9 protein-coding genes are annotated in these 12017 nt (G+C 69.2%); 2 read left to right on the top strand and 7 right to left on the bottom strand.

What is annotated here, in order from left to right; genetic code table 11:
* The first annotated feature begins 17 nt into the window (after positions 1 to 17).
* Positions 18 to 1376 (top strand): PEP-CTERM-box response regulator transcription factor, encoded by a 1359-nt coding sequence (gene prsR / locus ASD07_RS06695; protein WP_055926975.1) that lies wholly within the window; start codon positions 18 to 20, stop codon positions 1374 to 1376.
* Positions 1377 to 1380: 4 nt separating this feature from the next.
* Here the strand turns inward: prsR and ASD07_RS06690 are convergent, their stop codons facing one another.
* The 7 genes from ASD07_RS06690 to ASD07_RS06660 all read right to left on the bottom strand — a co-directional run bounded on the left by ASD07_RS06690 (position 1381) and on the right by ASD07_RS06660 (position 10267).
* Positions 1381 to 3810, bottom strand: coding sequence for a hypothetical protein (locus ASD07_RS06690; protein WP_156397907.1), 2430 nt, complete (start codon positions 3808 to 3810; stop codon positions 1381 to 1383).
* A complete protein-coding gene (locus ASD07_RS06685) occupies positions 3807 to 4556 on the bottom strand; it encodes a tetratricopeptide repeat protein (protein WP_055926971.1) in 750 nt (249 codons plus the stop codon). The genes ASD07_RS06690 and ASD07_RS06685 overlap by 4 nt, the downstream gene beginning before the upstream one ends.
* A complete protein-coding gene (locus ASD07_RS06680) occupies positions 4553 to 5845 on the bottom strand; it encodes a glycosyltransferase (protein ID WP_055927361.1) in 1293 nt (430 codons plus the stop codon). Before ASD07_RS06680 ends, ASD07_RS06685 begins: the two co-directional genes overlap by 4 nt.
* On the bottom strand, positions 5839 to 6723 hold the full coding sequence (locus tag ASD07_RS06675) for a hydrolase 1, exosortase A system-associated (protein WP_055926969.1): 885 nt from the start codon (positions 6721 to 6723) through the stop codon (positions 5839 to 5841). The genes ASD07_RS06680 and ASD07_RS06675 overlap by 7 nt, the downstream gene beginning before the upstream one ends.
* Entirely contained in the window at positions 6716 to 7555 is an 840-nt protein-coding gene (locus tag ASD07_RS06670; RefSeq protein ID WP_055926967.1) for a hydrolase 2, exosortase A system-associated, read from the bottom strand. The genes ASD07_RS06675 and ASD07_RS06670 overlap by 8 nt, the downstream gene beginning before the upstream one ends.
* Positions 7555 to 7803 carry an acyl carrier protein gene (locus tag ASD07_RS06665; protein WP_055926965.1) on the bottom strand — a complete coding sequence of 83 codons (249 nt, stop codon included), beginning with the start codon at positions 7801 to 7803 and terminating at the stop codon, positions 7555 to 7557. Before ASD07_RS06665 ends, ASD07_RS06670 begins: the two co-directional genes overlap by 1 nt.
* Positions 7804 to 7969: 166 nt before the next feature.
* The gene (locus tag ASD07_RS06660) at positions 7970 to 10267 is read right to left on the bottom strand and encodes a GNAT family N-acetyltransferase (RefSeq protein ID WP_156397906.1); all 2298 of its coding nucleotides are present in this window, start codon (positions 10265 to 10267) and stop codon (positions 7970 to 7972) included.
* A 166-nt stretch (positions 10268 to 10433) separates the two neighbouring features.
* Here ASD07_RS06660 and ASD07_RS06655 point away from each other — a divergent pair, with 166 nt between their 5' ends.
* A complete protein-coding gene (locus ASD07_RS06655; RefSeq protein WP_055926961.1) occupies positions 10434 to 12017 on the top strand; it encodes an acyl-CoA ligase (AMP-forming), exosortase A system-associated in 1584 nt (527 codons plus the stop codon).

Raw genomic sequence — 12017 nt, 5'->3', positions numbered from 1 at the left:
AGGCGCAAGGACCCGTTGTGAGCCAGAGCAAACCCAAGCTGTTGATTATCGAAGACGATCCCGGCCTGCAAAAGCAGCTCAAGTGGAGTTTCGACGACTACGACGTGGTGGTAGCGGGCGACCGCGAAGCCGCGCTGGCCCAGCTGCGGCGCCACGAACCGGCAGTCTGCACCATGGACCTCGGCCTGCCGCCCGACCCGGATGGCGCCACCGAGGGCCTGGCCACGCTGCAGCAGATCCTGGCGCTGGCGCCGGACACCAAGGTCATCGTGTTGACCGGCAACCAGGACCGCTCGCACGCGGTGCAGGCCATTGCCATGGGCGCCTACGACTTCCACCAGAAGCCGTGCGAGCCGGAATTGCTGGCGCTGGTGATCCGGCGCGCCTTCGTGCTGCACGGGCTGCAGCAGGAAAACCGCCGCATGCAGCAAAGCAGCGCCGACAGCCCGCTGTCGGGCATCATTTCGCGCGACCCGGGCATGCAGAAGGTCTGCCGCCAGGTCGAGAAGGTGGCGCCCAGCACCGCCACCACCATGGTGCTGGGCGAGTCCGGCACCGGCAAGGAAGTGATCGCGCGCGCCCTGCACCAGGGCAGCCCGCGCGCCAAGGAACGCTTCATGGCGATCAACTGCGCCGCGATTCCGGAAACCCTGCTCGAGTCCGAGCTGTTCGGCTACGAGAAAGGCGCCTTCACCGGCGCCGTCAAGCAGACCAAGGGCAAGGTGGAAGCGGCCAATGGCGGCACCTTCTTCCTGGACGAGGTGGGCGACCTGCCGATGCCGCTGCAAGCCAAGCTGCTGCGCTTCCTGCAGGAGCGCGTGATCGAACGCGTTGGCGGCCATGAGGAAATCCCGGTCGACGTGCGCATCGTCTGCGCCACCCACCAGAACCTGAAAGAGCTGGTGAAAGCCGGCCGCTTCCGCGAAGACCTGTATTACCGCCTGTCGGAAATCGTGCTGACCATCCCGCCGCTGCGCGAACGCGACGGCGACTCGGTGCTGCTGGCGCAGCACTTCAAGAACCGCTTCTGCGCCCAGGAAGGCCGCGCCAACCTGCACTTTTCACCCGATGCGCTGGCGCAGATCGCGCACCACGACTGGCCGGGCAATGTGCGGGAAATGGAAAACTGCATCAAGCGCGCCATCATCATGGCCGACGGCCCGGCCATCACGGCCGACGACCTGGGCCTGTCCGGCGCGCCGGTGGAAGAAGAGCCGTTCAACCTGCGCCAGGTGCGCGACGAAGCCGAGTACCGCGCCATCATCCGCGCCCTGGCCCGCGTCGAGGGCAATATCGTCAAGGCTTCGGAACTGCTGGGCGTGTCGCGCCCGACGCTGTACGACCTGCTGGAGCGGCACGCCATCAAGGCCAGCTGAGCCTTCAGGTCGAGACGGCGCCGGCCTCCTCCGCTTCGGCTTCCGGGCGCCGGCGGCGCAGCTTGATGCGCTTGCGTGCCGGCTTCAGGCTGCCGGCCAGCGCAATCAGCAGGAACACAATGGTCAGGCGCGGCACGTCGGTGATGGAATCGAACAGCCCTACCATCATGCAGCCGGTCAGCGCCGCCAGGCTGACAGTGGCATAGCTGTCGCCGGCCAGGCCGCGCGCCACCATGCGCCCGCCCAGGGCCAGCAGCAGGAAGGCGGTGGCCAGCGCGCCCACCCAGCCCAGTTCGAACACCTGGTTGACCGCGAAATTCTTCACGTGCCAGGGCATGTGGTTGCGGTCGCTGCTGAAGAACCAGAAATCATGGCCGCCGCTGAAGCTGCCGTTGCGTATCAGTTCACGTTCGCTGCCGGCTTCCACCAGGCTCACGTTGTCGACCTCGAGCGGCGCCTTGTGCGAGCGGTTGTACAGTTCGAGCACCAGCGGCGCGCCCCAGCTGCCGCGCGCGCCGCGCAGCGGCAGTTCGCCCTGCACGGTTTGCCAGCCCTCAACCAGCGGCGCGGCCTGCCATTTGACCACGCTGCAATCCTGCGGGTAGATCAGCCAGCGCTGGCACACCATGGCCACCGGCAGCGCGTCCGCGCTCTTGCGCCGGATGTCGAGCCGGAAGCGGTACTGCTTGCCGGGCTGCACATCGACGTGCTGCAGCATGCGCAGCACCTCGCCCCAGCCGCGTGCATACTGGGCCGCCCCCAGCAGCAGGTAGCGGTTGCCCGGCTCGTCGGCATAGCTGAAGGTGCCCGGTACTTCGCCTTGCGTGTTGTGCCACATGTAGGCGATCGGGAAGCGGCCCAGGCCCTGGCCGAACGCGGTTGCCATGGCCGTGCCGTCCATCATGTCCAGCGCATCGCTCCAGTGCGTCACGCGCACCGTGAGGTCGTTGCCGACCGTGGCGAAGCGGCTGCCGGTGTAGTAGCTGCTGGAAATCGGGATCAGGGCGGCAAACACGATGGCGCTGAAGAAGGCCACGGTAAGGGTGCCACGCTCGAGTTTCCAGGGCGGCTGCGGCAGCAGGCGGCCGGCGCCGATGGCCAGGGCCAGCAGGATCGCCAGCGCCATGCCCGGCAGCGCAAGGTTGCCGCCGTAGTGGCGCGCCACCAGGGCCGCCGCCAGCGCCTGTGCCGGCAGCGCCGCCGCCAGCAGCAGCACGCCCCAGCGCCGCTGCGGCGCCGGCGCGGCCGCCAGCAGCGCCGCGCCGCCCGCCGCGCACAGCAGGGCGATGGCGTAAGCCAGGTAGGGTCCTTTGGCGATCGGGCTGGCCGCGCCGAGCATGCCAACCAGCCCCACCAGCAGCAGCAGCAGCAGGGCCAGGCCGGCAGCGGCAGGGGGCCGGGGCAGGCGCGGCGCGGCGCCGCCCAGCAGCAGGGCAGTGGCGAGCAAGCCCAGCGCAGCGCCCAGGCCGCGGTAGCCGCCATGCACAAACACCTGGCTCAGGACCCAGTAGCTCAGTAACAGCAGCAGCAGCGCCGCGGCCATGCGGCGCGCCGACAGGGTGCCGCCGCGCAAATGGTGGGCCGAACCCAGCACCACGATCACCGCGCCGGCCGCGGTATAGGCCAGGTAGATGTCGCGCGAAAAGGTGGTCAGGCCGGCAAACAGGCCCAGGCCCAGTGCCGCCAGGCCGAGCGCCAGGCGGCGCGGCGGCGGGTGGTTGACCAGCCACAGCGTGACAAAGGGAAAGGCCATCGCCAGGTAGGCATCGAGCGCGGCGCCGCCGGTATGCATGGCGGAAAACGGCGCTGTCGGGCGATAATCGCTGGAAAAATTGAACAGGCCGGGGAAGGCCATGCGCTCCCACACCACGGCCAGGCTGCAGGCGGCCAGGCCCAGCAGCATGCCCGGCACCAGCAGGCGCTGCAGGTTGCCGCCCTGCTCGCCCGCGGTGGCGCGCAGCAGCGGCAGCAGCAGCAGCGGCCACAGCACCCCTTTCAGCACGCGCAAGCCGTTATACGGGCTGGTGTAGTTGGCAAAGGAGTTGGCGTCGAGCGGCGCCAGCGGCATCACGCCGCGCCAGGCCGCCACCAGGTAGCACAGCACGAACAGGCCCAGCGCGAAGCGGGCCAGGCCGGGCAGCCTGGTGGGCGCCGCCTCGCGCCCCACGGCCCAGTAGCCGGCGGCGCAGGTGGCCAGCAGCAGCAAGTCCAGCTCTTCCAGGAAAAACCAGCCGGTCCACGGCGCAAAGTCCAGTACCGGCAGCAGGGCCGGCACGGCCAGCAGCCAGGCTTGCGGACGCCACAGCAGCAGCGCCATGTAGCCGCTGAGCAGGATGGCCAGCGGCAGGCGCGGCGCCGGATACACGCTGGCAGCCGCCATCAGCAGCAGCAGGGCGGCGAGGGCGGCGCCGCGCCGCCACAGCAGCCGCATCATGGCTTGGCTGGTGGCGCCGAGGCGGCGGGGGCGGCGCCCTCGCCAGGCTTGTCCTCGCGCCGGGCTTCCGCCTTGCTTTCCTCGTCAGTCTTTTCTTCCGCTTTTTCTTCCGCTTTTTCTTCCGGCAGCGGCGGCGGCTCCACCCACTTGCCGGCCTTGACCAGGGTTTGCTTCAACGCCGGCAGCGGGAACTGCAGCGCGTAGGCCTTCTGGGCATAGGGCAGGGCCTGCTCGAACTTCTTCTGCTTGGCATAGATCAGGCCGATGTTGTAGTTGATGGCCGGGTCCTCGGGGGAAATTTCCAGCCCCTTCTGCAGCATATCCAGCGCCTGCCCCTGGCGCCCCTTGGCATAGGCGAAGCGCGCATACATCAGCCAGGCGTTGCTGTCGTCGGGATAGAAGCGTACCGCGCGCTCGAAATAGCATTCGATGGGCAGCTTGGCCCCTTCCAGCACGCCGCTCGGGGTGCGCGGCGCCAGGCGCAAGGCCGTGTTCAGCGCGCGCGGATGGTTCGGGATGTGGACCAGCGTGTACTCCAGGTCGCCGCCCAGGGTACCGGATTCGCCGCGGATGCCCTGCTCGATGTCGTCGGTGAAGTGGCGCGAGTGCACCAGTTTCAGGAAATAGTCCGGCACGGTGCGGAAGTCGTGCTGGTTGATCGAGGTGTCGCCGCAATACATGCGGGCGCTGCCGGGCACGGCAACGGCGTACAGCATGGCGGCCAGCGCCAGGAACCGGGTTTTCATACTTCCTCCGTGGTGCCGGCCGGAGCCGGCAGGGCCTGCGATTGGGGCAGCAAGCTGTCCAGCATGCGTGCCAGTTCGATGGTGCGCGCCTGGCGCGACGCGGCAGCCACGGCGGCCGGCGCCGGCAGCGGCGCGCGGCCGGCGCGTGCCAGCTGCAGGAAGTGCAGCAAGCCGTGCCGGATGCCGGCGCTATCGTCGAGCGGGGCAATGGTGTCGACCCCGGCTGCGCGCAAGGTGGCGGCGGTGTCGCCGGCAGCATCGGTCAGGGCCAGGATCGGCCGCCCGGCGCGCAGGTATTCGTACAGCTTGGCCGGGATCTGGTGGTTGCAGTTGCTGGCCTGCAGCACCAGCAAGCCGTCGGCCGCCAGCATTTCCGCCAGCGCCGCCTGGTAGGGCACATGCGGCGCCAGGCTGACCAGGTCGCTGATCCCGTGTTCGGCCAGCAGCGCGCTGACGTAGTCGTCGTGGGCCGTGGCGCGCAGCACGATGTGCAGCTGGGCGGCATCGATCAGGCCGGCAGCCTTGAGTTCGGCCAGGGCGCGCAGCAGCGGCACCGGGTCGCGTTCGGACGGGTAGATGATGCCGCTGTGCACCAGGGTGAAGGGCTGGCCGGGCGCGCGCGCGGCGCGCGCTGCCTGGGCGCCGGCGTTGCGGAAATTCTCTTCGTCGTAACCGTTTTCCAGCATGGCAAAGCGGCTGCGCGGCAGATGCGGATAGCGCGTGGTATAGGTCACCACCGCGCTGGGCGTATTGCATACCACCAGCGCCGCGTTGTGCACGGCCTTGCGTTCGATCCAGCGCCACAGCGCGCGCACCTTCGGGTCGCGCGGGTAATTGGTGTCGGTCATCGGGTCGCGCAAGTCGAGTACCCACGGCAGGCGCGTCAGCTTGTGCAGCAGCAGGCCGATCAGGGTGGCGCTGGCAATCGGGTACGTGCTCCACAGCACTTGCGGGCGGTATTGGCGCACCAGCGCCAGCCCGGCCGGCACGGCGCCCAGGCACCAGCCGACAAAGCGGTCGGGCCAGGCCATGAAGCCGAGGTAGCGGCCGCGCCAGGCCAGGTGGCGCCCGGAATCGATGGCAAAGGCGCGCTTGACCACCGCTTCCGGCGGGATTTCCGCCAGCTGGTCCGGGCCCTGGTTGGCGTAGGCGCGCGGATGCGCCGACAGTACCAGCGGCTGCCAGCCCAGGGCCGGCAGGTATTGCGCGAACTTCAGCGTGCGCTGGATGCCGCTGCTGCCGCGCAGCGGCGGGAAATGGAAGGCCACCATCAGTACGCGCTTCACCATGCCAGCACCCATTGCGCAGTCCAGTCGGCCACCTGGTCGCGCCAGGCACGGGTGGAGAAAGTGTGGTCGGCGCCGGCCAGGGTGTGCTGCTGCACGGCGGGGGCCGCCAGCGCTTGCTGCCAGCGGCGCGAAGCCTTGGTCATGTCGAGGAACTCCTGCGCCGTCAGGTCGGCGCCACTGAAAATGAACAGGACGCGGCCCTGGAAGCGTTGCATCGCCTCCAGCAGGCGCGCCGGCAAGTCGGCACTCAGGGGCGGCGCGCTGCCGTCGCGCGCGATGGCCGCTGCCGGCCCGGCCGGCTGCTCCGGCGCGGCGGGCCGGCGCGCCGCGCCAAGCAGGCCGAGCATGGAGTGCAGCGCGGCCCGGGCGGCAAAGCGGCCGCTGAACAGCTTGCGCCACAGCTCCGGCTCGCGCAGGCGCTGCCAGTAGTAGTGCTTGAGGGTGCTGCGCGCCAGGCCGGCAGCGGTGCGGGCCCAGGGATTGAGCAGCACCAGGCCGGCCACGCGCGCATCGCGGTGGCCGTAAAACAGGGCAGCGGCGGCGCCGTCGCACAAGCCCCACAGCACTACCTCGCGCAAGCCCGGCAGCGCGGCCTGGAAGGCGTCGATGGCGGCGCCGATATCCTCTTCCACCTGTTCGAAGCCGCGCGCCGCGCCCGCGCTGTCGCCCAGGCCGCGGTAATCGAAGCGCAGCACCGGGATGCCGCGCGCGGCCAGTGCGCGCGCCAGCAGGGTGAACTGGCGATGGCTGCCGGCGCGGTATTGCGGACCGCCGACAATCACCAGCACGCCGCGCGCGGCGGGGCCGGCCGCCGGGCTGAGGATGCCGACCAGGGTGTCGCCGCCGCAGGCAAAGCTGAGGGCGCGGTCGTCAGGCATGGCAAGCCTCGTCCAGCAAGTTGCAGGTGGCTGCCAGCAGGGCCGGCGCTTCGGCCAGCTCCTGGGTGGCCCAGAACTGGGGACCGGGCGCCAGGCGCAGCGTGGCGGCCACGCCCGCCTCCTGCCAGGCCTTGAGCACGCGCGCCGCAGCCGGCGGCAGCGCGCGGCCGTCTTGCGCCACCACCTCGCACCAGTGCACCGGGCAGGGCGGCAGCAGGCGGCTGGCGTCCAGGCCGTCGAAGCCCAGTGCCAGGGCCGGCGCCAGGGTATAGCCGGCGATCTCCAGGGCCGCGCCGCGCGCCAGTTCGGCGCGCAGGCTGGCCGTGCCGCCTGCGCCGCCTTCCTCGCCCAGCATCCGGGCCGCGACCTGCAGGCGCAGGAATTGGGTCAGGTGGGCGCTGCCCTGCAGCACCGGTTGCCACAGCAGGAGCGCGGCCGGGGCCGCGGCGGCGCGGCTGGCATAGTCGAGCGCCAGCAGCGCGCCCAGGCGCAGGCCCCACAGGCCGGGCGGCTGCGGCAGTGCCGGCCCCAGGGTGGCGGCCAGCCATTGCAGGCCGCTGGCGACGTCGGCCAGCCAGCTGTCCCAGCTGGCGTCGCCGAAATCGCCGGCGCTGTCGCCGCAGCCGTGCAGGTCGAGCTGCAGCACGGCATAGCCCTGGCGCGCCAGGGCCGCCGCCTGCAGCGCCGCCATGCGGCGCGCCTTGTTCATTTCTTCGCCGAAGGGCGGCAGGTACAGCCAGGCGCCGCGGCAGGGCGCGGCCGGGGCATGGTACAGCCCGAAGCGCGCCGCGCTGCCCTGGCCGATGAACAAAGGCTGTACCGGTGGCGGCATTATGCAGTCAGCTTGTGCTGCACGAACGCTGCCAGGCTGCCCAGGGTGGCGAAGGTGGCGGCGTCGATCTCGTCGTCGTCGATGGTGAAGCCGAACTGTTCTTCCAGGGCGCCGATCAGTTGCACCACCGCCATCGAATCGAGCTCGGGCAGGCTGCCCAGCAGGGCCGAGTGTTGGTCCAGGCTGCGTCCGGCGGGACCGAGGGCCAGCACATCGGTCAGGATGGTCTTCACTTCTTCCAAATACATGCGTTACTCCGTGGCAGCAATAAAAGTGACATGGTACATGGTCCGCTTTTTACCGGTCCAGCACGCCGGGCCGCGGACGGCGGCCATTTGTCGCCTGAATTGCATATTGTGCATCATTGTTGTCGATTATGGAATGGGGCGCGCTGTGGCTGTGGCGCGGCCGCGCTCAGCCCGGCGCGACTGCCAATTCGCTGGCGCGGCCGGCGCGCCGCTGGCGCAGCAGGGCGCGCACCGACAGGTACAGGCGCAGCGCGGGCGCCAGCACATGGCGCCGGTTCAGCACCTCCAGCGTGAAGCAGGGATTTTCCTGCTCCATCCAGAGTCCCTTGTAGGGGTCGGCGCCCAGCATGAAATCAATGCGCTCGACCTGGTCGTGGCGGTAGACATGTTCGATCAGGTGCCCGGTCAGCAGGCTGCCGGGCGAGAAGCGGTCGGCATTGCAATCCTGGGCCAGCTTGAAAATATGCGCCACCCCGTCGTTGACCAGCCAGAGCTGGCTGGCCACCACCTGCTGGTCCAGGTACAGCAAGCCCAGGCGCAGGTAGCCGCGCGCGGCGCTCCATTGCATCAGCCAATCGATGAAGGAGCGCGACGGCTCCCGCCCCTTCCAGCTATGGCCGTAGGTCGACCAGTAATGCTCGACCTGCTGCGCGGTCGGTGCGGTCACCACTTCGAAGCGGTGCGCTTCCCGTGCCAGCGCCTTGCCTTTGCGCTTGAGGGTATTCAGCAGCTGCGACGGGCGCTTGGCCCAGTAGCTGTCCAGGTCCGGGGCGTAGGCCGAATAATTGGCCGACAGCGGCACCCGCAGCACGGCATGGCCCTGGGCCGACAAGCCTTCGCTGGCCTGCTCGGCCTGCGCCAGGCTGGCCGGCGCGGCGCTCAGTTTGAGCCAGCCCTTCTCCAGCTGGTCCAGCGCTTGCAGCAGCACCTGCCAGCCTTGCGCCGGCGCCAGCAGGTCGCGGTCGATGAACAGGCCGACGCAGGGCGAATAGAAATTGCTCAGCAGCCGCACTTCCATGCTGCGCAGCAGGCCCGGCAGCCGTTCGACCGCGACCGCCAGGCAGGGCTGCTCGCCGCGCCAGGCAAACAGCCAGCTGAAGCTGCGGCCGCTGTCCGGATGCACTTCGCGTTCAAAGCGCACCAGGGCCTGGTACCAGTCCAGCGTGCAGAACAGCGGGTCGGGCTGGTGTGTGCGCAGCCAGTTCGCCAGCTCGGGCGGCAGCGGCTGGTCCATCGACAGCTCGCGCACGCGCAAGGCATTGCCGCGCTGCTCGCGCGGCGTGCCCAGCAGGCGCTTCAGGCGCGCGCGCAAGCGCCAGGCCAGGCCGACGCGGCAAGCCTGCAGGAAGGGCCGCGGGTCGCTGGCGCGCCAGTAGGTAAATGCCGGCCGCTTGCCGCCGTAGGGGCGCAGCGTGCGCTGGGCGCGCACTGCGCGCCAGTAGGACAGGGTATCGTTTTCGGCGTCGAACCAGGTGACCGGGCCGCGCAGCGCGCCCGCCTGGGCCGGCTGGCCCAAGGCCAGCTGGAATTCCTGGTAGACCTGGTTGAAGCCGGCCGCCACGCACAGCTCGAGCCAGAAGTCGGTGCGCCCGACAGTCGGCTCGATGACCCAGAAGCTGCCGTCCGGCGCGCGCTTGAGCTCGAGCGACACCGGGCCCGACATCTCGAGCCCGGCGAAGAACTGGCGCGTCAAGGCCAGCACCTCCGGCTCGTCGACGCTTTCGGCCACCGTGGTCTGGCCGCGCGCCGGCGGGAACGAGGCGATCTTGCGGCCGACCATTTCCTGCACCACCTTGCCGCGGTCGAGCACCAGGGCGCCGAAATACAGGCTCTGGTCGCCGCCGGCAATGTATTCCTGGGCCAGGATCGGCAAGTCGCCCTGGTATTGCTGCAGCAGCGCCAGCAGTTCAGGCAGGGCGTGCGCCAGGGCCGTCTTGAACGAGGACAGCGGGCGCGCCGGTTTCAGGATCACCGGGTAGCGGAAGGCGGCCACGGCCGCCTCGGCTTCGTCGACGCTGAGCAGGGTGGCCGAGCGCGGATAATTCAAGCCCTGGCTGCGGGCGGCCTGTTCCAGTTCATTCTTGCGCTGCAAGCGCAGCACGTCGGCGGCGCAAGCGGCCCAGCTCAGCAGGTAGTGCGGCAGCAGCAGCTGCATGCCCTCGCCCATCTGGCGCACATGGGTGTCATTGCTGGGGAACAGCACCACCTGGCGCCCGGCCGGCAGGCGGCTGCGCAAGGCGGCCAGGGTCGGCGCCAGGTCGGCCATCTCGGCTTCGCTGCACAGGAAAGTGCGCACGATGGCATTGCTGCGCACGCCGGGCCGCCACGCATCCTTCTCCAGGGCGTACACTTCGACTCCCGCCTCGTGCAGGCCGCGCACCACGGACAAGCCGTGGCTGCACAAGCCGACAACCAGGGCAATGGCCGGCTTCGGCGACGACGGGGGGCGGACAGGATTTTTCACGACGCGGATTGATTTTGCACAGAAAACCATATATTAAATGCAATACTCTGGCTTGTGCGTGGATTGTTGCAACAAACCCGCAGCGGCAGCGCATTACGGGATGATGCACGGCAAGGATCCTATAATTTTGCAATATAATTAATGCAATTCCTATTGACGAAGTAATATGAGCGACCTGATCCATCAATTTATTTTTGCTTCGGCGCAACGTACGCCGCAGGCCGAGGCCCTGGTGTACGGTGAACGCCGCCTGGACTATGCCGCCCTGGCCGCCGCCGTGGAAGGCGCCGCCCATGGCCTGCTGGCAAGGGGCCTGCGCCGCAGCGAGCGGGTCGCGGTCTACCTGGAAAAGAATATCGAGAACGTGGCTGCCATGTTTGGCGCAGCCTGCGCCGGCGGCGTGTTCGTGCCGGTCAACCCCCTGCTCAAGCCGGAACAGGTCGGCTACATCCTGGGCGACTGCAATGTGCGGGTGCTGGTCACCTCGGCCGACCGCCTGCGCCTGCTGGCCGGCACGCTGCCATCCTGCCCCGACCTGCACACCGTGATCGTGACCGGCAAGGCGGACGATTTGCCCAGCTTGCCGCAGCTGCACGTGCTGCCGTGGGCGGCGGCCATGCAGGATGCGCCGCCGGCCGCGCCGCACCGCTGCATCGATACCGATATGGCAGCCATCCTGTACACCTCGGGCAGCACCGGCCGCCCGAAAGGCGTGGTGCTGTCGCACCGCAATATGGTGGCGGGCGCCGTCAGCGTCTCGAGCTACCTGGAAAACACGGCGGCCGACCGCCTGCTGGCCGTGCTGCCGCTGTCCTTCGACTATGGCCTGTCGCAGCTGTCCACCGCCTTCCGCGTCGGCGCCACCGCGGTCCTGATCAACCACCTGTTCGCGGGCGACGTGCTGAAAGCCGTGGTGGCGGAAAAGATCACCGGCCTGGCGGCGGTGCCGCCGCTGTGGATCCAGCTGGCGCCGCTGGCCTGGCCGGCCGACTGCACGCTGCGCTACCTGACCAATTCAGGCGGCGCCATGCCGCGCGCCACCCTCGACGCGCTGCGCGCCGCGCTGCCGCATGCCAAGCCGTTCCTGATGTACGGCCTGACCGAGGCCTTCCGCTCGACCTATTTGCCGCCGTCCGAACTGGAGCGCCGACCCGACTCGATGGGCAAGGCCATCCCGAACGCGGAAGTGGTGGTGCTGCGCCCCGACGGCAGCGAATGCGCGCCCAACGAGCCGGGCGAACTGGTGCACCGTGGCGCCCTGGTTTCGCTGGGCTACTGGAACGACCAGGCCAAGACTGCCGAGCGCTTCAAGCCTTACGCCTCGCCGCAGTATGGCTTGCCGCTGGTGGAGATGGCCGTGTGGTCGGGCGATATCGTGCGCCGGGACGAGGAAGGGTTCCTCTATTTCATCAGCCGCAACGATGAAATGATCAAGACTTCCGGCTACCGCGTCAGCCCGACCGAGGTGGAAGAAGTGGTGTATGCGCGCGACAAGGTGGGCGAGGCGGCGGCGCTGGGCGTCAAGCACCCGAGCCTGGGCCAGGCCATCGTGCTGCTGGCCTTCCCGCGCGCCGGCGAATCCTTCACCGACGCCGAGCTGCTGGCGGCCGTCAAGCCGCACCTGCCGGCCTATATGCAGCCGCAGAAGGTGATCGTGTCCGCCACGCCGTTGCCGCGCAACCCGAATGGCAAGATCGACCGCAAGCTGCTGTCGACCCAGTACGAAAACATCTTCGCGGAGGGCGTATGA

Origin of the sequence: Duganella sp. Root336D2 (assembly GCF_001425005.1) — a bacterium.
Taxonomy (GTDB): domain Bacteria; phylum Pseudomonadota; class Gammaproteobacteria; order Burkholderiales; family Burkholderiaceae_D; genus Rugamonas.
Note: the sequence above shows the minus strand (reverse complement) of the source record. Positions and strands in the feature narration are given on the sequence as shown.